The organism is Pseudomonas sp. O230, assembly GCF_045447035.1.
Taxonomy (GTDB): domain Bacteria; phylum Pseudomonadota; class Gammaproteobacteria; order Pseudomonadales; family Pseudomonadaceae; genus Aquipseudomonas.
The window spans coordinates 128,668-151,578 of record NZ_JBJGXN010000001.1; the positions used below are offsets into that span (position 1 = coordinate 128,668).

Sequence of the window (22,911 nt, forward strand, 5' to 3'; positions counted from 1 at the left end):
CCATGGCCGTCAAGAAACGAGGTCTCGGACGTGGACTGGATGCACTGCTGAGCGGTCCGACTGTCAGCTCGCTGGAAGAGCAGGCGGTACAAGCCGATCAGCGTGAGTTGCAGCACCTGCCGCTGGATCTGATCCAGCGCGGCAAGTACCAGCCGCGTCGGGACATGGACCCGCAAGCGCTGGAAGAACTCGCCCAGTCGATCAAGGCCCAGGGCGTGATGCAGCCGATTGTGGTTCGCCCGATCGGCAGCGGCCGCTTCGAAATCATTGCCGGCGAACGCCGCTGGCGCGCGAGCCAGCAGGCTGGCCAGGAAACCATCCCGGCGATGGTGCGCGATGTGCCGGATGAAACCGCCATTGCCATGGCGCTGATCGAGAACATCCAGCGCGAAGACCTCAATCCGATCGAGGAAGCGGTGGCCCTGCAGCGTTTGCAGCAGGAATTCCAGCTGACTCAGCAACAAGTGGCCGAAGCGGTGGGCAAATCCCGCGTGACCGTGGCCAACCTGCTACGCTTGATCGCGTTGCCGGAAGTTATCAAAACCATGCTCTCGCACGGTGACCTGGAAATGGGTCATGCGCGTGCTTTGCTTGGTTTGCCGGAGAATCAACAGGTTGAAGGGGCGCGACATGTTGTCGCACGGGGGCTGACGGTGCGCCAAACCGAGGCACTGGTTCGCCAGTGGTTGAGTGGTAAACCGGAGCCTGTGGAAGCCACAAAACCGGACCCGGATATCGCTCGACTCGAGCAGCGCCTGGCCGAGCGCCTAGGCTCTGCGGTGCAGATCCGACACGGAAAGAAGGGGAAGGGGCAGTTGGTAATTGGTTACAACTCCCTCGATGAGCTTCAAGGTGTGCTTGCCCACATCCGCTGAAACATTTCCTCATGTAGCGTGCAGTCGGAAATCACTACCTGACAGTTGAATAGGGGCAGAACCGCCCCTATACTCTGCGCGCATTTTGTCGGCACAAATTATGCCAAGTTATTGAATTCTGGCAGCCGATCATTGGGGAGCAAAAACGATGGAGAGCCGCATGCCAAACCGCTTGCCGTTCCATCGCCTGGCAGTTTTTCCGGTGTTGATGGCTCAATTTGTCGTTTTGCTACTGGCCGCTTTGGCGCTCTGGTACTGGCATGGAGTCGTTACCGGATACTCAGGACTTTGCGGAGGCCTGATAGCCTTGCTGCCCAATGTTTATTTCGCTCACAGGGCATTTCGGTTTTCCGGCGCCCGAGCAGCTCAAGCCATCGTCCGGTCTTTTTATGCCGGTGAGGCGGGCAAACTGATTTTGACGGCAGTGCTCTTTGCATTGACGTTCGCAGGTGTGAAGCCATTGGCGCCGCTAGCTGTATTCGGCGTCTTCGTGTTGACCCAACTGGTCAGCTGGTTCGCGCCCCTGCTGATGAGAACAAGACTTTCGAGACCTTAGGGCGTTTGAGGCAACCATGGCAGAAACAACCGCTTCGGGCTATATCCAGCACCACTTGCAGAACCTGACTTTCGGTCAGCACCCAACCGGCGGGTGGGGTTTTGCCCACACCGCAGCAGAAGCCAAAGAAATGGGCTTCTGGGCTTTCCACGTCGATACTCTCGGCTGGTCGGTCGCTTTGGGTCTGATCTTCGTTCTTCTTTTCCGCATGGCGGCGAAGAAGGCGACTTCCGGTCAGCCTGGTGCTTTGCAGAACTTCGTTGAAGTATTGGTCGAATTCGTCGATGGCAGCGTGAAAGACAGCTTCCATGGCCGTAGCCCGGTGATTGCACCGCTGGCGCTGACCATCTTCGTCTGGGTCTTCCTGATGAACGCCGTCGACCTGATCCCGGTCGACTGGATTCCTCAGCTGGCCATCCTGATCACTGGCGATGCGCACATTCCGTTCCGTGCCGTATCGACCACTGACCCGAACGCTACTTTGGGCATGGCCCTGTCGGTGTTCGCGTTGATCATTTTCTACAGCATCAAGGTCAAGGGCATCGGCGGTTTCATCGGCGAACTGACCCTGCACCCGTTCGGCAGCAAGAACATTTTCCTGCAAGCGCTGCTGATCCCGGTGAACTTCCTGCTGGAATTCGTCACCCTGATCGCCAAGCCAATCTCCTTGGCGCTGCGTCTGTTCGGCAACATGTACGCCGGCGAGCTGGTCTTCATTCTGATTGCTGTGATGTTCGGCAGCGGTCTGCTCTGGCTTAGCGGCCTGGGCGTAGTTCTGCAGTGGGCGTGGGCTGTGTTCCACATCCTGATCATCACCCTGCAGGCGTTTATCTTCATGATGCTGACCATCGTTTACTTGTCGATGGCGCACGAAGAGAACCATTAAGACCAGTCTCGACTAGTCTGATGTCCCACCCGGTCAAACGGGTGGGTGCCCGAACAGGGCTATGAAACGATTTGTTTTACCGCTTTAAAATCTAAAAAACCTAAACCATACGACGTAAAAGTCGGGAGGAAAGATGGAAACTGTAGTTGGTCTAACCGCTATCGCTGTTGCACTGTTGATCGGCCTGGGCGCACTGGGTACCGCAATTGGTTTCGGCCTGTTGGGCGGCAAGTTCCTGGAAGGCGCAGCGCGTCAGCCAGAAATGGTTCCAATGCTCCAAGTTAAAATGTTCATCGTTGCCGGTCTTCTCGACGCCGTAACCATGATCGGTGTTGGTATCGCTTTGTTCTTCACCTTCGCGAACCCATTCGTTGGTCAACTCGCTGGCTAATCACTCGAACCTTCGAGTGATTGGTTTGATGTGCAACGAACGAGCGAGGTGTTGGCGTGAACATTAATGCAACCCTGATTGGCCAGTCCGTTGCGTTCTTCATTTTTGTACTGTTTTGCATGAAGTTCGTGTGGCCTCCGGTCATCGCGGCTTTGCACGAACGTCAGAAGAAGATCGCGGATGGATTGGACGCTGCCGCCCGAGCAGCTCGCGACCTGGAGTTGGCCCAAGATAAAGCGGGTCAACAACTGCGCGAAGCTAAGGCTCAGGCAGCTGAAATCATTGAGCAAGCCAAGAAACGCGGTAACCAGATCGTTGAAGAGGCTGTTGAAAAAGCCCGTATCGACGCTGACCGTGTGAAGGTTCAGGCTCAGGCCGAGATCGAGCAGGAACTGAACAGTGTCAAAGACGCGCTACGTGCCCAATTGGGTGCTCTGGCCGTTGGCGGCGCCGAGAAGATTCTGGGTGCCACAATCGATCAAAACGCGCACGCGGAGCTGGTAAACAAACTGGCTGCTGAAATTTAAGCGAGGGCGATCATGGCAGAATTGACCACGTTGGCCCGACCTTACGCTAAGGCAGCCTTCGAGCACGCCCAGGCCCACCAGCAACTGGCCTCTTGGTCAGCCATGCTCGGCCTGGCTGCAGCAGTGTCGCAAGACGACACCATGCAGCGCGTGCTCAAGGCCCCGCGACTGACGAGCGCAGACAAGGCCGCCACGTTTATTGACGTGTGCGGCGACAAGTTTGATGTGAAGGTGCAGAACTTCATTAACGTCGTTGCCGAAAACGACCGTCTCCCGCTTTTGCCGGAGATATCCGCTCTGTTCGACCTGTACAAGGCCGAACAAGAGAAATCGGTAGACGTTGAAGTGACCAGTGCTTTTGCATTGAACCAAGAACAGCAAGACAAACTCGCCAAGGTTCTCAGTGCACGACTCAACCGGGAAGTGCGCCTGCAAGTCGAGGAAGACAAATCCCTTATTGGGGGCATTGTCATCCGCGCCGGCGACCTGGTTATCGATGGCTCGGTTCGCGGCAAACTCGCGAACCTTGCCGAAGCATTGAAATCTTGAGTTTGAAGGGGCAGCAGAGCAATGCAGCAACTCAATCCTTCCGAAATAAGTGAAATTATCAAGGGCCGCATCGACAAGCTCGATGTGACCTCCCAAGCCCGTAACGAAGGCACTGTCGTCAGCGTATCTGACGGTATCGTGCGGATTCACGGTCTGGCCGACGTCATGTACGGCGAGATGATCGAGTTTCCGGGCGGCGTCTTCGGTATGGCTCTCAACCTGGAGCAAGACTCCGTAGGTGCCGTAGTTTTGGGCTCCTACCAGTCTCTGGCTGAAGGCATGAGCGCCAAGTGCACCGGCCGCATCCTCGAAGTTCCGGTTGGTAAGGAACTGCTGGGTCGCGTAGTCGACGCACTGGGTAACCCAGTTGACGGCAAAGGTCCGCTGAACAACACCGAGACCGATGCGGTCGAGAAAGTTGCTCCAGGCGTGATCTGGCGTAAGTCGGTAGACCAGCCTGTACAGACTGGCTACAAGGCTGTCGATGCCATGATCCCTGTCGGCCGTGGCCAGCGTGAGCTGATCATCGGTGACCGTCAGATCGGTAAAACCGCTCTGGCGATCGACGCGATCATCAACCAGAAAAACAGCGGCATTTTCTGTGTCTACGTAGCGATCGGTCAGAAGCAATCGACCATCGCCAACGTGGTTCGCAAGCTGGAAGAAAACGGCGCACTGGCTAACACCATTGTCGTGGCAGCGAGCGCTTCGGAATCTGCAGCACTGCAATTCCTGGCACCGTACTCCGGTTGCACCATGGGTGAATTCTTCCGCGACCGCGGTGAAGACGCGCTGATCGTTTATGACGATCTGTCCAAGCAAGCAGTGGCTTACCGCCAGATTTCCCTGCTGCTGCGCCGTCCACCAGGCCGTGAAGCTTACCCAGGCGACGTGTTCTATCTCCACTCCCGTCTGCTGGAGCGCGCATCCCGCGTTTCGGAAGAATACGTAGAGAAGTTCACCAACGGCGCAGTGACCGGCAAAACCGGTTCCCTGACCGCACTGCCGATCATCGAAACCCAGGCTGGCGACGTTTCCGCGTTCGTTCCGACCAACGTGATTTCCATCACCGACGGTCAGATCTTCCTGGAATCGGCCATGTTCAACTCCGGGATCCGTCCTGCTGTGAACGCCGGTGTTTCGGTATCCCGTGTGGGTGGTGCCGCTCAGACCAAGATCATCAAGAAGCTATCCGGTGGTATCCGTACCGCTCTGGCTCAGTACCGTGAACTGGCGGCATTCGCCCAGTTCGCTTCTGACCTGGACGAAGCGACCCGTAAGCAACTTGAGCATGGTCAGCGCGTTACCGAGCTGATGAAGCAGAAGCAATACGCACCAATGTCGATCGCTGACATGGCGCTGTCGCTGTATGCCGCTGAGCGTGGGTTCCTGACTGACGTTGAAATCGCCAAGATCGGCAGCTTCGAACAAGCGCTGATTGCTTTCTTCAACCGCGATCACGCCGATTTGATGGCGAAGATCAACGTGAAGGGTGACTTCAATGACGAAATCGACGCTGGCATGAAAGCCGGTATCGAGAAGTTCAAGGCCACCCAAACCTGGTAAGCCGCAGCGGGAGCCGCAAGGCTCCCGCTTGCTAACCTGATAGGTGTTACATGGCAGGCGCAAAAGAGATTCGCAGTAAGATTGCGAGCATCAAAAGCACGCAAAAGATTACCAGCGCCATGGAAAAAGTGGCGGTCAGTAAAATGCGCAAGGCACAAATGCGCATGGCTGCTAGCCGTCCTTACGCGGAGCGCATCCGCCAGGTTATTGGCCATTTGGCCAACGCTAACCCGGAATATCGCCACCCGTTCATGATCGATCGCGAAGTAAAGCGCGTTGGTTATGTCGTGGTGAGCAGTGACCGTGGTCTGTGTGGTGGCTTGAACACCAACCTGTTCAAGGCCTTGGTCAAGGACATGGCGAAAAACCGTGAAAACGGCGTCGAGATCGATCTGTGTGTTGTTGGTAGCAAGGGTGCGGCTTTTTTCCGCAACTTCGGCGGCAACGTCGTAGCCGCTATCAGCCACCTGGGTGAAGAGCCATCGATCAATGATCTGATTGGCAGCGTCAAGGTGATGCTGGATGCCTACCTCGATGGTCGTATCGACCGTTTGAGCGTTGTGTCCAACAAGTTCATCAACACCATGACGCAACAGCCTACCGTGGAGCAGTTGATTCCGCTGGTGGCAACCCCGGATCAAGAACTCAAGCACCACTGGGACTATCTCTACGAACCGGACGCCAAAGAGCTGCTTGACGGCTTGATGATCCGTTACGTGGAGTCGCAGGTCTACCAGGCGGTGGTCGAGAACAACGCGGCTGAACAAGCTGCGCGGATGATCGCGATGAAGAACGCTACCGACAACGCCGGTGATTTGATCAGCGATTTGCAGCTGGTCTACAACAAGGCGCGTCAGGCTGCGATCACCCAAGAGATCTCGGAAATCGTCGGCGGCGCTGCCGCGGTTTAACGGTTCAAATATTCAGAGGATCCAGCTATGAGTAGCGGACGTATCGTTCAAATCATCGGCGCCGTTATCGACGTGGAATTCCCACGCGACAGCGTACCGAGCATCTACAACGCTTTGAGTGTAAAAAGCGATGCAGGCACCACTCTTGAAGTTCAGCAGCAGCTGGGCGACGGCGTGGTTCGTACCATTGCGATGGGTTCCACCGAGGGCTTGAAGCGCGGTCTGGAAGTCACCGATTCTGGCGCAGCCATCTCCGTACCGGTCGGTAAAGCGACTCTGGGCCGGATCATGGACGTTCTGGGCAACCCGATCGACGAAGCTGGCCCGATTGACACCGAAGAGCGCTGGGGCATTCACCGTCCTGCGCCAACCTTCGCTGAACAAGCTGGCGGCAACGACCTGCTGGAAACCGGCATCAAGGTTATCGACCTGGTTTGCCCGTTCGCCAAGGGCGGTAAAGTTGGTCTGTTCGGTGGTGCCGGTGTAGGCAAAACCGTAAACATGATGGAACTGATCCGTAACATCGCCATCGAGCACAGCGGTTATTCCGTGTTCGCCGGTGTGGGTGAGCGTACTCGTGAGGGTAACGACTTCTACCACGAGATGAAGGATTCCAACGTTCTGGACAAAGTGGCACTGGTTTACGGTCAGATGAACGAGCCGCCGGGTAACCGTCTGCGCGTAGCTCTGACTGGCCTGACCATGGCCGAGAAGTTCCGTGACGAAGGTAACGACGTTCTGCTGTTCGTCGACAACATCTATCGTTACACCCTGGCCGGTACTGAAGTATCCGCACTGCTGGGCCGTATGCCTTCCGCAGTAGGTTACCAGCCGACCCTGGCCGAAGAGATGGGTACTCTGCAAGAGCGTATCACTTCGACCAAAAACGGTTCGATCACCTCGATCCAAGCGGTATACGTACCTGCGGATGACTTGACTGACCCGTCGCCAGCGACCACCTTCGCCCACTTGGACGCCACCGTCGTTCTGTCCCGTGACATCGCTTCCCTGGGTATCTACCCGGCGGTCGATCCACTCGACTCGACTTCGCGCCAGTTGGACCCTAACGTGATCGGTCAGGACCACTACGACACCGCTCGTGGCGTACAGTATGTTCTGCAGCGTTACAAAGAACTGAAGGACATCATTGCGATCCTAGGTATGGACGAGCTGTCGGAAACCGACAAGCAGTTGGTAAACCGTGCTCGTAAGATCCAGCGTTTCTTGTCGCAGCCGTTCTTCGTGGCTGAAGTCTTCACCGGTGCTTCGGGTAAATACGTTTCCCTGAAAGACACCATTGCTGGCTTCAAAGGCATCCTCAACGGTGACTACGACCACCTGCCAGAACAAGCGTTCTACATGGTCGGCGGCATCGAAGAAGCGATCGAGAAAGCCAAGAAACTGTAATCCCGGCGCCCGGCAACGGGCGCTAATTTAGGTTGAGGCAATCAGATGGCTATGACAGTCCATTGCGATATCGTCAGTGCGGAAGGAGAAATCTTTTCCGGCCTGGTCGAGATGGTGATTGCGCACGGTGCACTGGGTGATCTTGGTATCGCCCTGGGCCACGCGCCGCTGATCACTAATCTCAAGCCTGGCCCGATCCGCCTGGTCAAGCAGGGCGGGGAAGAGGAGGTGTATTACATCTCCGGTGGTTTCCTCGAGGTTCAGCCGAACATGGTCAAGGTTCTTGCCGACACCGTGCAACGAGCTGCCGACCTGGACGAAGCCTCCGCTCAGGAAGCCGTTAAGGCTGCCGAGAAGGCCTTGCATGAGCGGGGCGCGGAATTCGATTACGGTTCTGCTGCCGCACGTCTGGCCGAGGCTGCAGCTCAGCTGCGCACCGTCCAGCAGATCCGCAAGAAGTTCGGCCACTAACAGGCCATCACTTGTTGCGCGATTGATTAAAAAGGGTAGCCTCGGCTACCCTTTTTTCTTTTCCGATTTTCATAACCTGGTCGCAGCCGCTGACCACCCAGGATTGGTAGCCTGTCATGTCTCTTGAAATTGTTATCCTCGCTGCCGGCCAAGGCACTCGCATGCGTTCGGCTCTGCCGAAAGTTCTGCACCCAATTGCCGGCAACTCGATGCTCGGTCATGTTATCCACAGCGCTCGGCAACTTGATCCACAGCGCATCCACGTGGTGATTGGCCACGGCGCCGACGCCGTACGTGAGCGACTGGCAGCGGATGATCTGAATTTCGTTCTGCAGGACAAACAGCTGGGTACTGGCCACGCGGTTGCTCAAGCAGTGCCATTCATTGAGTCCGATACCGTCCTGATTCTTTACGGCGACGTGCCGTTGATCGAAGTCGAGACCCTTCAGCGCCTCCTCAAGCAAGTTGCGCCGCAGCAATTAGGCTTGCTGACCGTGGAGCTGGACGATCCGACCGGCTATGGCCGCATCGTCCGTGATGCTGCCGGCAAGGTGACGGCCATCGTCGAGCAGAAAGACGCCAACGAAGCCGAGCGTGCGATTACTGAAGGCAACACCGGCATTCTCGCGCTGCCGTTCGCGCAACTTGGCGGCTGGATGAACCGTCTCTCCAACAACAACGCCCAGGGTGAGTACTACCTGACTGATGTGATTGCCATGGCGGTCAGCGATGGTCTGGTGGTGGCCACCGAGCAGCCTCATGACGCCATGGAAGTGCAGGGCGCCAATGATCGCAAGCAGCTTTCTGAACTCGAGCGTCATTATCAGCTGCGTGCGGGTCGCCGTTTGATGGCCCAAGGCGTGACCCTGCGCGACCCGGCACGTTTCGATGTCCGCGGCGATATCACCGTCGGACGCGATGTGCTGATCGACATCAACGTCATTCTCGAAGGCAAGGTTGTCATCGAAGATGACGTGGTGATCGGGCCGAATTGCGTGATCAAGGACAGCACCCTGCGTAAAGGCGTGGTGATCAAGGCCAACAGCCATATCGACGGCGCGATCATGGGCGAAGGCAGCGATGCCGGGCCATTCGCACGCCTGCGTCCCGGAACCGTGCTGGAGGCTCGTGCGCATGTGGGTAACTTTGTCGAGCTGAAAAACGCTCACTTGGGCGAAGGCGCCAAGGCCGGTCATTTGACGTATCTGGGCGATGCCGAGATCGGCGCGCGGACCAACATCGGCGCGGGCACCATCACGTGTAACTATGATGGCGTCAACAAGTGGAAAACCGTGTTGGGTGAGGACGTGTTCATCGGTTCCAACAACTCGTTGGTGGCGCCTGTGGATATCTCTAGCGGTGCAACCACTGCAGCCGGATCGACCATCACGCAGAATGTGGATAACGCGCAGTTGGCCGTCGGCCGTGCACGGCAGAAGAATATCGACGGCTGGAAACGGCCAGAGAAAATCAAAAAACCATAAGTTATCCACAATCCATGGAGGAGCCGGCTCGCTGGCGATCGAAACGACGCGGTACATCAGTGGAACCGCAATCGCCAGCAAGCCGGCTCCTACAAGGTTATCCACAGATCTTTTTATCGCCTCACGCTTGACGAAGTTTCGTCAATAGGTTTTGATTGCTTCCGTTATCTTTCGAATCGAAACTTATCAAGTCATGTCCAAGCGCAATACACCTCAACGCCGTCACAACATCCTCGCCTTGCTCAATGAGCAGGGCGAAGTCAGTGTGGATGAGCTGGCCAAGCGCTTCGAAACCTCGGAAGTTACGATTCGCAAGGATCTGGCGGCACTCGAAAGCAACGGCCTTTTGTTACGTCGCTATGGCGGTGCGGTCACTATGCCTCAGGAACTGGTCGCCGATATTGGTCAGCCGGTGTCCAGATACAAACAGGCGATTGCCCGCGCAGCGGTCACGCGGATTCGCGAACATGCACGGATTATCATCGACAGCGGCAGCACCACCGCGGCGATGATTCCGGAACTCGGTCAGCAGCCGGGTCTGGTGGTGATGACCAACTCGCTTCATGTCGCCAACGCCCTGAGTGAACTCGAACACGAGCCGGTGCTGTTGATGACTGGCGGCACCTGGGACCCGCACTCCGAGTCTTTCCAGGGGCAAGTTGCCGAGCAAGTGCTGCGCTCATACGATTTCGATCAGTTGTTCATCGGTGCCGACGGCATCGACCTGGTGCGCGGTACCACTACCTTCAATGAATTGCTGGGACTCAGCCGCGTCATGGCGGATGTCGCTCGGGAAGTGATCGTGATGGTGGAGTCCGACAAGATCGGCCGCAAGATTCCCAACCTGGAGCTGCCATGGAGCAGCGTCCATACCCTAATTACCGATGATCGCCTGCCGCTGGAGGCACGCGATCAGATACAAGCCCGCGGTATCACGCTGATATGCGCGGCTGTCAGTCAGGAGAAATAGCATGTGTGGAATTGTCGGTGCAGTCGCAGAACGTAACATCACTGCCATCCTCCTCGAAGGCCTCAAGCGCCTGGAATACCGTGGCTATGACAGTGCCGGTGTGGCGGTTTATACCAATGACCAACAACTCGAGCGCATGCGTCGTCCGGGTAAAGTCAGCGAGCTGGAACTGGCGCTCCAGGCCGAGCCGCTGGTCGGTCGCCTGGGCATCGCCCACACTCGCTGGGCCACGCACGGTGCGCCGTGCGAGCGCAACGCTCACCCGCATTTCTCCGGTGATCTGGCGGTGGTGCACAACGGCATCATCGAGAATTACGAAGCCCTGCGCGAACAACTCAAGGCATTGGGTTACGTGTTCACATCGGACACCGACACCGAAGTCATCGCCCACCTGCTGAACCACAAACTCAAGGATCTGCACGACCTGACTGTGGCCCTCAAGGCCACTGTTAAAGAGTTGCACGGTGCTTACGGCCTGGCCGTGATCAGCGCTCGGCAACCCGATCGTCTGCTTGCCGCTCGCAGTGGCAGCCCGCTGGTGATTGGCCTGGGCCTGGGTGAAAACTTCCTCGCTTCGGACCAGTTGGCCCTGCGCCAGGTCACTGACCGCTTTATGTATCTGGAAGAAGGCGATATCGCCGAAATTCGTCGCGATAGCGTGCAGATCTGGGATGTTACCGGCAAGACTGTTCAGCGTGAAACCGTGCAGTACCGTGACGGCGCCGATGTGGCGGACAAAGGCGAATTCCGCCACTTCATGCTCAAGGAAATCCACGAACAACCCGCCGTGGTGCAGCGTACCCTTGAAGGTCGTCTGAGCCCGGACGGCGTATTGGTGCAGGCTTTCGGCCCACAGGCTGCCGAGCTGTTCGCCAAAGTGCGCAACGTGCAGATCGTCGCGTGTGGCACCAGCTACCACGCGGGTATGGTCGCCCGTTACTGGCTGGAAGAGCTTGCCGGCATCCCGTGCCAGGTCGAAGTCGCCAGCGAATTCCGCTACCGCAAAGTCATGGTGCAGCCCGACACCCTGTTCGTGACCATTTCCCAGTCCGGCGAAACCGCCGACACCCTGGCCGCGCTGCGCAACGCCAAGGAGCTGGGCTTCCTCGCCAGCCTGGCGATCTGCAACGTCGGCATCAGCTCGCTGGTGCGTGAATCCGACCTGACCTTGCTGACCCAGGCCGGCCGCGAAATCGGCGTGGCTTCGACCAAAGCCTTCACCACTCAATTGGTTGGCCTGCTGTTGCTGACGTTGTCCCTGGGGCAGGTGCACGGCACCTTGGCCAAAGGCGTCGAAGCGACACTGGTTGAAGAACTGCGTCGCCTGCCGACCCGTCTGGGCGAAGCCCTGGCCATGGACAGCACTGTGGAGAAAATCGCCGAGCTGTTCGCCGAGAAGCACCACACCCTGTTCCTTGGTCGTGGCGCGCAATTCCCGGTCGCGATGGAAGGTGCCCTGAAACTCAAGGAAATTTCCTACATCCATGCTGAAGCGTACCCGGCCGGCGAGCTGAAACACGGCCCGTTGGCGCTGGTGGATAACGACATGCCGGTAGTGACCGTGGCGCCAAACAACGAATTGCTGGAGAAGTTGAAATCTAACCTCCAGGAAGTCCGCGCCCGTGGTGGCCAACTGATCGTCTTCGCTGACGAGCAGGCCGGCATGACCAACGGTGAAGGCACCCACGTTGTGCAAATGCCGCACATCCACGACATTCTGTCGCCGATCCTCTACACCATCCCGCTGCAGTTGCTGTCGTACTACGTCGCAGTGTTGAAAGGCACAGACGTTGACCAGCCGCGTAACCTGGCGAAGTCCGTCACTGTGGAATAAGTTATCCACAGCTGAGTCGAGGGTGGTTTTAGAGAATTAAAACTGTCGCTGGTGAATTAAATCTGTCGCAGGTTGCTGATTGCTCTGATCAGCGCCTGTTACAGACGTGCCAAAAATCCCTATTGCCTGCACGAAGCAGCCTTGCTCCGACCTCCATATGACTCCGAGAATCCAGCGCGATGAATCGCTACATTCGTATATGCAGCGAACCCTTTACCTCAATTTGGGAAATCCGGATTTCTCGAAGCTAAAAAAGCTCCTACCATACAGAATCGATAAGCTGACGATAAAAACCATTGCGTCAGTTCTGAATTGGTCAGGATGCTATGGCTTCAATCGTTTACTTCATGATCACACCAGTTATGCACTTACCGGTGTGTTCAAGGACACTCACGATATTTCCTACTCGCAAAAAGATTATATTTCCAAGAGTGATAGCCCAAGCCTAGATAAGACCAAATATGCGTATTGTCCTGAATGCGTCAGAGATGATTTGGGTACCTTTGGTTATTCTTACTGGCGCCGCAGCCATCAGCGTGGCGTGACCGTATGCGGGAATCATAATGTTATCTTGTTAGCATCCTGCCCCTTCTGCGATGCGACTTTCTCATCTGGCAATAATGTCCAAATGGTATGGTTTGGACGCTCTACCTGTGACCTGTCGGCCAAAGATTGAAACATTTGGTGAGAATGTTGGTGTTTTAACCAGTGAGGTTTTCAACTTAGAGGTAGAACGTTCTGGGTTTCACGACTTATTAGCCGCATCTGTTAGAACCGGAAAAAAGTATGAGCAGATAATCGAAGATTATAACGGCCAACTAGGTTTGGAAGGCAGGGCACTGCTTAGATCTTTAGTAGAGACAAGAGATCAGGAGAGTGCCTATGATGCGTCTTAACTGCGCTGTGTACAGTGCTGAAAATGTAATTGACCGTTGCATAGAAGGCGTAACTGGAAATGCAGCACTAAAAGCTGGAGTAGAAGCAGCTAAAGAGAAGCTTTTAGCTGCGGCTTTAGAGTATGAGCAGACATCAAGAAGCGGAATTTTATACAAGATCGCACCACTCGATCTGACAGCTGATCCGGATCCAGTTGTCATTGGAGTGCTGAGGAAGTCGGATCTGATTAAGGTTTATGAGCAATACTTAGTTCCGGGAACTAAGCCGGCTAGGGAAATATACGAATATCTCTTGGCAGTAGCTCTTGATGACTGCCCTTTCTGTGGAGGCTTGGGTAGGCCAAGAAATTTAGATCACTTTTTGCCCAAGTTTAATTTTCCACAGTTTGCGATTTTGCCAAGTAATCTAGTTCCCTCGTGTAGGGACTGTAATATGGATTCAAAGGCTACTGATTATGCCGTGGAAGCCGAAGATCAGATAATTCAGCCATACACTGACAAGGACTGCTTTTTCAGTGATCAATGGATATTTGCCAGTTTCAGACCAGGAAGTTATGAAAAGCCTGGCGTTTTTGATTTTAAAGTAGCGCCGCCCGATAGTTGGGAAACTGTAGATAAGTTAAGGGCGGCCAAGCATTTTAGAGACTTCAATATCGGTGGTCGATATAGATCTATTGCGGGTAAGAGCGCACTAACGATACTGGCACAAATGCATAGTATGCGTGGTAAGGGAATATCCGAGCAAATTATTAGAGAAACAATTTTAGATGTGGGTGAAGCTACCGCTCCATTTGTAAACCATTGGAAGAAAGGAATGTATCAAGCTCTCATTGCGCATTTTTGCCCAACGGAGAGCGATTCTGAGCCTACCGATATCGAGTGCCCACACTGTATAAATGGTTATGCCAACTGCGCAACCTGTCATGGCGGCCGGGATGACGTCAGATGTCCTGACTGTCGCGGTAGTGGTTATTCCTATGATCCATATGCTGACAAGACACGGGAATGCAGTAACTGCGATGGCGAGGGGGCTGTCGGAGCAGATTCATGTGGCTATTGTGGTGGCCAGGGAACCGTTTTTTGTGATCCATGCCGTGGAACAGGCTATTTATCTGAGGACGACTGCCTAGCTTGCGGAGGAACGGAAGAGGTAAAGTGTAAAGAGTGCGATGGAACGGGTGAAGCAGGTGAAGCCTGTCACTGTGACTTCTGTGATGGCTCAGGGCGGGAAAGCTGCCTAGCATGCCAGTAGCGCATTTGTAGGGAACTGTGTCAGTGCTCCCAGCGCAGCGCTAAATCCTGGGATCAACGGCTCACCAACCGACGGTGCTCTTGAATATGCATGAAGGCCGCGTCGGTTCCGGCTGCGACAGTTTTAATTCTCTAGAGTTTGGGGCTGAACCCACTAAATGGACGGTTGCGACAGTTTTGTGCTTTCTGTCGAAGCCTCTGCAGGCCACGAAATGCGTAGCCCTTCCGCGACAGTTTTAATTCTCTAAATTCAAGGGGTAAGGTTCCTGTTGTTGACAGGACCTTGCCCCTTTTACATTCAGCTCAGAATTTTTCCGCTATCAATCGCAGTGGATAATCCGGTTCCCGATAGGCGCCTGGCTTCTGGCGTTTGGGCAACTTCACGGTTTCCCTCGGAACATGCTCATAGGGAATGCGGCTGAGCAGGTCGGTGATGATGTTCAGGCGAGCCCGTCGCTTGTCATTGGAGTTGGCCACCAACCACGGGGCATGCTCGGTGTCGGTCATCTTGAACATGTCGTCACGTGCGCGTGAGTAGTCGTACCAGCGGCTGTAGGACTTGAGGTCCATGCCCGTAAGCTTCCAGATCTTACGTCCATCCTTGATGCGAGCCTGAAGCCGTCGTGTCTGCTCCTCCTGACTGACTTCCAGCCAGTACTTGATCAGGATGACGCCTGAATCGACGATTGCACGTTCCACCAAGGGTACCGATTTCAGGAAACGGGTCGCCTGGTCTTTGGTGCAGAACCCCATCACCCGCTCCACGCCCGCACGGTTGTACCAACTGCGATCGAAGATCACTACTTCGCCAGCCGCCGGCAGATGCGGCAGGTAGCGCTGCACGTACATCTGACTTTTCTCGCGTTCTGTAGGGGCAGCTAGCGCAATCACCCGGAAGACGCGCGGACTCACCCGCTCGGTTAGCGCCTTGATGGTTCCGCCCTTGCCAGCACCGTCGCGCCCTTCAAAAACGATGCACACCTTGATGCCCTTGTGCCGCACCCACTCCTGCAGCTTGACGGTTTCAACGTGCAGTTCGCGTAGCGCTTTCAGGTAGTCTTTGTTGCTCATCTTCGGACTGTCAGCCATTTGCGGCTTTTGTGCCCGCTTCTTGTCCTTTGCCATGACCACGCCCTCACTGTTTCCCGGTCATGTCAGACTAGGTCGCTTTCGATGTCGCGCTCAAAATCGCAGCCTGACGGTTGCGATTTTTATATGAATGGAGAACTTGCCCAGTGGACCGATTCCAGGAAATGCAGGTCTTCGCCGCCGTCGCCCAGGAGCAAGGCTTCTCGGCGGCGGCGCGGCGTTTGGGGATGTCGGCGGCCAGTGTCACGCGTGCCGTTGCCGCGCTGGAAAAACGCATTGGCACGTTGCTGCTGACGCGCACCACCCGCAGCGTGCATTTGAGCGTGGCGGGTCAGCGGTATCTCGAAGACTGTCGGAGGATTCTCGCTGAGGTGCAGGAAGCGGAGGATTCGGCGGCGGGCAGTCACGCCGAACCTCGTGGGCAACTGACGATCACCGCGCCGGTGTTATTTGGCGAGTTGTTCGTTACGCCGGTGATGGTGAGTTATCTGAAGCAGTTTCCTGAAGTCTGCATCAATGGGGTGCTGGTCGATCGGGTGGTGAGCATGGTCGAGGAGGGGATTGATGTGGCTGTGCGCATCGGTGAGTTGCCCGATAGCAACCAGCACGCGATCCGCGTCGGCGAAGTCCGGCGGGTGATTTGCGCTTCTCCACCATTTCTAGAGACGCAGGGCAGGCCCGTGCATCCTCAGGAGCTGGCGCGTGCACCGGTTATTTCAACGTCCGCTATCGGTCAGCTGAAAAGCTGGCCTTTTCAGGATGCGGGCCAGCCACTCAGCGTACGGGCTGAATCACGATTGGTGGTGACAGCGAATCAGGCCGCTATTAATGCAGCGTGCCTTGGGTTGGGATTCACCCGTGTCCTGTCTTATCAGGTCGCCAGTAAAGTCGCTTCCGGCGAACTGGAAATCGTATTGGCTGACTTCGAACTGCCGCCACTGCCTATCCATGTGGTGTATCAGGGCGGCCGCAATGCGCCGGCCCGGATTCGCAGCTTTGTCGATTTCACGGTGAAAGCGCTGCGGGATCACCCGGCCTTGCAGGGCTGATGGTTTATTGCGCTGGCTGAAATAATTGATTGCGTTTGCTGGTTATTCTGTTGTTTTGGTTGCGGGTGGAAGATAGCGCTCATCGGTGCTGATCTTTCCTGAACGGCACCACCACCCAGCGGAGTCGACCATGCAAGCGATCAAACTCTATAACTTCCCACGCTCTGGCCATGCTCATCGTGTGGAACTGATGCTGTCCCTGCTGGAACTGCCCACCGAGCTGATCTTTGTCGATCTGGCCAAGGGCGAGCACAAACAGCCGACGTACCTGGCGATCAACCCGTTCGGGCAGGTGCCAGCCATCGACGATCAGGGTGTGGTGCTGGGTGATTCCAATGCGATTCTGGTTTATCTGGCGCAAAAGTACGGCAACGGCCGCTGGCTGCCAGCCGATCCGGTCGGCGCGGCCAAGGTTCAACGCTGGTTGTCGATTGCCGCTGGACCCATCGCGTTTGGTCCGGCCAGAGCAAGGCTGATCACTGTATTTGGCGCGGCTTATAACGCTGAAGAGGTGATTGCTTACTCTCACATCTGGCTCAAACAGATCGATCAGGAGCTGGCTGCTTCGCCTTATCTGGTTGGCAGCGAACCGACCATTGCCGACGTGGCAGCTTACAGCTACATCGCCCACGCTCCGGAAGGCAACGTGTCGCTCGAAGACTACGCCAACGTGCGAGCCTGGCTGGCGCGCATCGAAGCCTTGCCTGGTTTTGTCGGCATGCCGCGCACCGTCGTCGGCCTGCAGAAAAATGCCTGATACTTGCGGCCCGACATTGTCGGGCCGTTCACACTGCGCCTGGCGCGCAGGGGAGAAGCCGTAATGGACCATTCACCTTGGCACGCGGGCGAAAAACAGTTGCAGGCACACGTCGGTGTTGCCGAGCGAATGGAGGCGTTGGGTCGTAGGGTGGTTCGCACTGAGATGCCGGACCAGCACCGTACATTCTATGAGCAACTGCCGTTCATGCTGTACGGCGCGGTGGACGTCGACGGCAACCCTTGGGCGAGCATTCTTGAAGGGCAACCGGGCTTCGCTCACTCGCCCGAGCCGGGTGTGCTGCAATTCAACAGCTTGCCGGGCGCGGATGATCCGGCGCAATTGACCGATGGTGCAGCGATCGGCTTGTTGGGGATCGAGCTGCACACGCGGCGGCGCAACCGCCTCAATGGTCGCGTCGGCGCGGTGACGGCGAGTGGTTTCGGGGTAACGGTCGAACAATCCTTCGGCAACTGCCCGCAATACATTCAATTACGGCAATTCCGTACGGTGCCGCTGGCGGATCCCGCGATGCGCATCGCGCAGCACCTGAACGGTCTGGATGATGCGGCCAAAGCCACGATCTCCGGCGCCGATACCTTTTTCGTTGCCAGCTATGTGGATGTCGACGACCGTCGCTCGGTGGACGTTTCACACCGTGGCGGTCAGGCCGGTTTCGTACAGGTGGAAGGTAATCGCCTGACCATCCCGGACTTCGCCGGCAACCTGTTTTTCAATACCTTGGGCAACTTGCTAATCAATCCCCGGGCGGGTTTGCTGTTTATCGATTTCAACTCGGGCGACCTGCTGCACCTCAGCGGTCGCACCGAAGTCATTCTTGAAGGCCCGCAGGTCGAGGCCTTTCAAGGTGCTGAGCGTCTGTGGACATTCGAGGTGGAGCAGGTGGTGCGTCGGCCCGCGGCACTGGCTCTGCGTTGGCGCTTCGACGGCGTCTCTCCCACCAGTTTGTTGACAGGCACCTGGGAGCAGGCCCACTCACGCCTGCAAGCCCAGGCGCTGGGTGATCGTTGGCGGCCGCTGCGGGTGGTGCGGATCGAAGCGGAAAGCCACAACATCCGCTCGATCTATCTGGAGCCCGCCGATGGCGCCGGGTTGCCGCTGTTCCAAGCAGGGCAGCATTTACCGCTGCGGTTCACCATTGACGGTGAGTTGCATATCCGCACTTACAGCCTGTCGAGCGCGCCGTCCGATGATTTTTTCCGCATCAGCGTGAAGCGCGAAGGGCTGGTGTCCTCGCACCTGCACGAGCAGGTTCGTGTCGGTGATCTGTTGGAGGCCCGCGCGCCGCAAGGGCACTTCACCGTGGCACCCCATGAGCGTCGACCGCTGGTGTTATTGGCCGCCGGTGTAGGCATTACGCCCTTGCTGTCGATGGTCCGCGAGGTGGTGTATCAAGGCCTGCGCACCCGGCGCATTCGGCCTACATGGTTTTTCCAGAGTTCGCGCACGCTGGCCGATCAACCGTTTCGTTCAGAGCTGGATCGTTTGTTGGAGGGCGCCGGTGATGCGGTGCGGGTGCTGCGTCTGCTCAGTCAGCCGGAGGCCGATGCTCAAGAGGGCGAGGACTTTGACCAGACCGGACGGATCGACACCGCGTTGCTCAAGACCATTCTTGAGGTGGAAGACTACGATCAGCTGGATTTTGTCCTCTGCGGCCCGGGCAGTTTTACCCAGGCGCTGTACGACGGCCTGCGGGAACTGGACATCCGCGACACGCGAATTCACGCCGAAACTTTCGGCCCATCGACCTTGCGTCGCCAGCCGGACCCCGACGCGGTCGTGATCGAGCAACCGCCAGCCGCGACCACGTCGGTGCCGGTGGTGTTCGAGCGTTCGGCCAAAGAAGCCCGCTGGCAACCCGATGGCGGCAGCTTGCTGGAGTTGGCGGAAAGCCGTGGCTTGCGCCCGGAATTCAGTTGCCGCGGCGGTTCCTGCGGGACCTGCAAGACTCGCCTGATCAGCGGCCAGGTGAATTATCCACAGCCGCCAGCGGAAGTGCCGGATGAAGGACACGTCCTGATTTGTTGTGCGATTCCGGCGCAGGGCTCGCAGCCCTTGGTGCTCGACCTGTAGCATCTGACGGACACTGCCTTCAGCAGCTTCAAAGGATGCTTTATGGTTTTTCTCGCTCGCCTGTCAGGCTTGCTGGTGATGCTGGCTGTGCTTACCGGTTGTGAACGACAGGACGCACCGCCGCTCGATCAGCAACTCTACGTCTGGCAACGACAATGGACGCCGGCCCACGAAGCCGCACTCAACGACAGCCGTGCGGATTTTTCGAGCCTGCGGGTGCTGGCCTTGCAAGCGTTCCCCAAGGCGGGTTGGAGCCGGGCGCGAATCGACCCGGTGCTGCTCAAACAGGATGGCCGGCCGTTGATTGCGGTGATTCGTCTCGATGGTCAGCTCAAGTCGCTGGACCAGGACGAGGTCACCGCGCAGATCCAGCAAGTGCTCAGCGATTGGCAGGCGCAGGGGCTGATGCTCTCCGGTGTGGAAATCGACCACGATGCCGGTAACGCTCGCCTACCGGCTTATCGGAAATTCCTCACGGATTTGCGTGCGATTCTTCCGGCGTCCATACCGCTGAGCATTACCGCGTTGCCGGCGTGGCTCGACAGTCCCGAACTGCCTGCATTGTTATCCACAGTCGATAGCAGCGTGTTGCAGGTGCATGCGGTGAGCGACCCGCGCATGGGGTTGTTTGACCCGGATCAGGCCCGAAAATGGGCCGGCGCCTGGAGCGGCATCACTTCTAAACCCTTTTATCTGGCGCTACCGGCCTATGGCGTAGCGCTGTTACCGCAGGCGAGCGGCGCACCCGACGTGGAAAGCGAAGTGCCGATTGAACGCGCCGGCGAGCGCCGCGAATTGCTGGCCGACCCGCAGCAACTGAGCACGCTGGCCACCGATTTACGCAACGATCCACCGCCTCATCTGGCCGGGCTGATCTGGTTTCGCCTGCCATTGGCCCATGATCGCCGGGCCTGGAGCCTGACGACTTTGCGCGCCGTAGCCCGTGGCGATGCCCTCGATAGTCGCCTGACGCTGAAACTCTCGGCGCGCGATGGCCTCTATGACGTCAGCGTCAGCAATCAAGGCAACCTCGACAGCGCCTGGCCCGTACGTCTGACGCTCGCGGTGCAAGGCTGCGAGGGCGCCGATGCCCTGGCCGGTTATGCGTTGCAACAAAGCCCGGATCTGCTTACCTTCACCCGCCTGCGCGACGGTCGGATTCCGGCCGGCGGGCAGCGCGCCATTGGTTGGGCGCGCTGCACAAATATTGATCAAGGAGGTTCGAATGTTGTTCCGTAACTGGCCCCGCCATTTGCTTTGCCTGAGCCTCAGTTTTCCATTGGGTTCGGCGATGGCCTGCGGGCCGGATTTCCCGATGCGCCTGCTCGACAACCGGGGCCAGTCGCTGGCGGAGTTGCCGGAGGGCAATTTCCGCTTCGAGATCAGTCGTCTCGGGCAGGCGGTTGCGGGTTTGAAAAACGTCAGCGAAGTCGTCTACAGCGGCATGGACGCGCCGGACTATGCCGTGCAGCGGGATGAGGCCGAACAGGCTGGTTTGACGGTGGAGCAGCAGGCGTTGGTCCAACAACTGCGCACGTTGAGCGATGCTCATCAGGTCGAGGCGCAGGGCGCAAACCTGCCGACCGAGCTCAGGTTCTATCTGGCCGGTGCCGTGGCGTTCAACGCCGGTGACCATGGATTGGCCGCCGATTACTTCCAGAAAGTGCTCGCATTGCCGGCGGATCAACGCGCGTTGCGCAGTACTTGGGCCGCGTACTCGCTGGGCCGGGCGCTGTTTGCCATGAGCAGCGAAGCGGACGCTACGCCCGACCTGCTGACGCAATCGCGCAAGGCCTTCGAGCAGACGCGTCAGCTGAGTATCGAAGGCTTCAGCGATCCATTGGAGCTGGGTGTCGCCAGCCTCGGCGAAGAAGCTCGCGTTGCTCGCACGGCGGGCGACTGGGACAGCGCAATCGAACTCTACGCCACGCAGAATATCCACGGCTCGGCGGTGGGCTACACCTCGCTAAAGCTATTGATGGCGGATCTGGCGGCAATGCCTGACGAGCAACTGTCCGCGTTGCTTAAAGGCAAACCAGTGCAGCAACTGGTGACGGCGTCCCTGATCAGTCGCTTGGGTTGGTCATTTGGTGATCAACCGCCGAACGAACAAAAACTGATCAAACTGCTGCAAAGCAGCACGCGCGGTAGCCTCGATAACGCCGATCGCCTGGCCGCGGTGAATTATCAACAGGGTGATTACGTCACTGCGAAGGCCTTCCTTGAACACGCTGGCGACGGTGGCCTGGCGTGGTGGCTGCGGGCGAAACTGGCGATGCGCGAGGGCGATAAAACGGCTGCCGCCGCAGCGTACGCCAAGGCTGCCCAAGCCTTCCCGCAGAACGAGTCGTGGGGTGAGCGGCGGACGCCGGACTGGGATTTCGAAACACTTCAGCCCAAGTGCCGGGTCGAGGGGGAAAGCGCGATCCTGGCGTTGCAACGTGGGGATTATCTGCAGGCGTTTGATCAACTTTATCGCAGCAACGACATTTACTGGTTCGATGCCGCGACCGTCGCTGAGCGCGTGCTGACCGTCGATGAACTCAAGCATTACGTCGACACGCAGGTGCCGGCATCGCCTGCGCTGACTCAGCAGGATCGCGACAATTACGTGCCGCTGCCAGTGGCGGCGAAGTTGCGCAACCTGCTTGGGCGGCGCTTGCTGCGTGAGGAGCGTTACGACGAAGCGCCGGGCTATTTCGACAGTGCCGACTTGCAGGCCAAGGCCAAGTGGTACGGGGAGTTGCGCCACGACGCCGAATCGAAATGGTGGCCAACCAAACGGGCATTCGCTTATTACTATGCCGCGACATTGGCTCGTTTCGACGGGATGGAGCTGTTGGGTTACGAGCTGTCTCCGGATTACGCCACCTTCGGTGGCAATTACAGTCTGGAGGCTCCCGAGCTAAAGGTCGGCCCCTTGATGGCCGCGGGTGAGGTGCAACGGCAGCAAGCCACGTTGGCGCAACCAGATGAGCGTTTCCATTACCGGTTTGTCGCCACCGCGCTGGCAAGTAAAGCGGCTGATCATTTGCCCCATAGCAGTCAGGCTTTCGCGTCGGTGCTGTGCAAGGCTTCTTCGTGGGGCACTAGCCTGCAAGAGCAAAGCGCGTTCTATCGCCGTTACGTCGAGGAAGGTCCGTATGTCATCTGGGCGGGTGATTTTGGTCACCAATGTCAGGATCCGGACTTTCAGAGCGCCGACCAGCGCTACGTCACCCAAGTCACTGACGCAGCGCGCTCCGAGCTGCGGCCGTACAAAACGCCTTTAAAGGTTGGCGGTGTGTTGGCGGTCATCGCAGCGGCGTTGTTGCTGATTAATCGTCGCCGCCGTAAGTCTCAGTGAGT

Annotated in this window: 21 protein-coding genes; 20 read left to right on the forward strand and 1 reads right to left on the reverse strand. The window is 57.4% G+C overall.

Going from position 1 to position 22,911, the window contains the following annotated elements; all coding sequences use genetic code 11:
• Nucleotides 1–2 precede the first annotated feature (2 nt).
• The 15 genes from ACI77H_RS00640 (at nt 3) to ACI77H_RS00710 (ending at nt 14,575) form a co-directional block, all read left to right on the forward strand.
• A complete protein-coding gene (locus ACI77H_RS00640; RefSeq protein WP_253434156.1) occupies nt 3–875 on the forward strand; it encodes a ParB/RepB/Spo0J family partition protein in 873 nt (290 codons plus the stop codon).
• 148 nt (nt 876–1,023) lie between these two features.
• Entirely contained in the window at nt 1,024–1,431 is a 408-nt protein-coding gene (locus tag ACI77H_RS00645) for a F0F1 ATP synthase subunit I (protein ID WP_407009905.1), read from the forward strand.
• 16 nt (nt 1,432–1,447) lie between these two features.
• Entirely contained in the window at nt 1,448–2,317 is an 870-nt protein-coding gene (gene atpB / locus ACI77H_RS00650) for a F0F1 ATP synthase subunit A (protein ID WP_162437614.1), read from the forward strand.
• 133 nt (nt 2,318–2,450) lie between these two features.
• Nucleotides 2,451–2,708 carry a F0F1 ATP synthase subunit C gene (gene atpE / locus ACI77H_RS00655; protein ID WP_002555987.1) on the forward strand — a complete coding sequence of 86 codons (258 nt, stop codon included), beginning with the start codon at nt 2,451–2,453 and terminating at the stop codon, nt 2,706–2,708.
• A gap of 56 nt (nt 2,709–2,764) precedes the next feature.
• On the forward strand, nt 2,765–3,235 hold the full coding sequence (locus tag ACI77H_RS00660; RefSeq protein WP_008027535.1) for a F0F1 ATP synthase subunit B: 471 nt from the start codon (nt 2,765–2,767) through the stop codon (nt 3,233–3,235).
• A 12-nt stretch (nt 3,236–3,247) separates the two neighbouring features.
• Nucleotides 3,248–3,784: a F0F1 ATP synthase subunit delta gene (locus ACI77H_RS00665; protein ID WP_407009906.1), complete on the forward strand. Its 537-nt coding sequence runs from the start codon at nt 3,248–3,250 to the stop codon at nt 3,782–3,784.
• Nucleotides 3,785–3,805: 21 nt separating this feature from the next.
• The gene (atpA, locus tag ACI77H_RS00670) at nt 3,806–5,350 is read left to right on the forward strand and encodes a F0F1 ATP synthase subunit alpha (protein ID WP_008155713.1); all 1,545 of its coding nucleotides are present in this window, start codon (nt 3,806–3,808) and stop codon (nt 5,348–5,350) included.
• Nucleotides 5,351–5,400: 50 nt separating this feature from the next.
• Nucleotides 5,401–6,261 (forward strand): F0F1 ATP synthase subunit gamma, encoded by an 861-nt coding sequence (atpG, locus tag ACI77H_RS00675; RefSeq protein ID WP_407009907.1) that lies wholly within the window; start codon nt 5,401–5,403, stop codon nt 6,259–6,261.
• Nucleotides 6,262–6,288: 27 nt separating this feature from the next.
• Nucleotides 6,289–7,668, forward strand: coding sequence for a F0F1 ATP synthase subunit beta (gene atpD, locus ACI77H_RS00680; protein ID WP_150630634.1), 1,380 nt, complete (start codon nt 6,289–6,291; stop codon nt 7,666–7,668).
• Nucleotides 7,669–7,713: 45 nt separating this feature from the next.
• Nucleotides 7,714–8,139 carry a F0F1 ATP synthase subunit epsilon gene (locus tag ACI77H_RS00685; protein ID WP_007969909.1) on the forward strand — a complete coding sequence of 142 codons (426 nt, stop codon included), beginning with the start codon at nt 7,714–7,716 and terminating at the stop codon, nt 8,137–8,139.
• A 116-nt stretch (nt 8,140–8,255) separates the two neighbouring features.
• The gene (glmU, locus tag ACI77H_RS00690) at nt 8,256–9,623 is read left to right on the forward strand and encodes a bifunctional UDP-N-acetylglucosamine diphosphorylase/glucosamine-1-phosphate N-acetyltransferase GlmU (RefSeq protein WP_407009908.1); all 1,368 of its coding nucleotides are present in this window, start codon (nt 8,256–8,258) and stop codon (nt 9,621–9,623) included.
• Nucleotides 9,624–9,816: 193 nt separating this feature from the next.
• Nucleotides 9,817–10,593: a DeoR/GlpR family DNA-binding transcription regulator gene (locus tag ACI77H_RS00695; protein ID WP_407009909.1), complete on the forward strand. Its 777-nt coding sequence runs from the start codon at nt 9,817–9,819 to the stop codon at nt 10,591–10,593.
• Nucleotide 10,594: 1 nt separating this feature from the next.
• On the forward strand, nt 10,595–12,427 hold the full coding sequence (gene glmS, locus ACI77H_RS00700) for a glutamine--fructose-6-phosphate transaminase (isomerizing) (RefSeq protein WP_407009910.1): 1,833 nt from the start codon (nt 10,595–10,597) through the stop codon (nt 12,425–12,427).
• 157 nt (nt 12,428–12,584) lie between these two features.
• Entirely contained in the window at nt 12,585–13,103 is a 519-nt protein-coding gene (locus tag ACI77H_RS00705; protein ID WP_407009911.1) for a TniQ family protein, read from the forward strand.
• 206 nt (nt 13,104–13,309) lie between these two features.
• On the forward strand, nt 13,310–14,575 hold the full coding sequence (locus ACI77H_RS00710; protein ID WP_407009912.1) for a hypothetical protein: 1,266 nt from the start codon (nt 13,310–13,312) through the stop codon (nt 14,573–14,575).
• A gap of 302 nt (nt 14,576–14,877) precedes the next feature.
• Here the strand turns inward: ACI77H_RS00710 and ppk2 are convergent, their stop codons facing one another.
• Nucleotides 14,878–15,699, reverse strand: coding sequence for a polyphosphate kinase 2 (gene ppk2 / locus ACI77H_RS00715; RefSeq protein WP_407009913.1), 822 nt, complete (start codon nt 15,697–15,699; stop codon nt 14,878–14,880).
• A gap of 110 nt (nt 15,700–15,809) precedes the next feature.
• Here ppk2 and ACI77H_RS00720 point away from each other — a divergent pair, with 110 nt between their 5' ends.
• From ACI77H_RS00720 to ACI77H_RS00740, 5 genes are all read left to right on the forward strand, one after another.
• Entirely contained in the window at nt 15,810–16,712 is a 903-nt protein-coding gene (locus ACI77H_RS00720) for a LysR family transcriptional regulator (RefSeq protein WP_407009914.1), read from the forward strand.
• A 130-nt stretch (nt 16,713–16,842) separates the two neighbouring features.
• Entirely contained in the window at nt 16,843–17,469 is a 627-nt protein-coding gene (locus tag ACI77H_RS00725; RefSeq protein WP_407009915.1) for a glutathione S-transferase family protein, read from the forward strand.
• Between the two features lie 63 nt (nt 17,470–17,532).
• On the forward strand, nt 17,533–19,563 hold the full coding sequence (locus ACI77H_RS00730) for a pyridoxamine 5'-phosphate oxidase family protein (protein WP_407009916.1): 2,031 nt from the start codon (nt 17,533–17,535) through the stop codon (nt 19,561–19,563).
• A 42-nt stretch (nt 19,564–19,605) separates the two neighbouring features.
• Entirely contained in the window at nt 19,606–20,802 is a 1,197-nt protein-coding gene (locus tag ACI77H_RS00735; RefSeq protein ID WP_407009917.1) for a DUF3142 domain-containing protein, read from the forward strand.
• Nucleotides 20,789–22,909, forward strand: a complete 2,121-nt coding sequence (locus ACI77H_RS00740; RefSeq protein ID WP_407009918.1) for a hypothetical protein — start codon at nt 20,789–20,791, stop codon at nt 22,907–22,909. The genes ACI77H_RS00735 and ACI77H_RS00740 overlap by 14 nt, the downstream gene beginning before the upstream one ends.
• Nucleotides 22,910–22,911 lie beyond the last annotated feature (2 nt).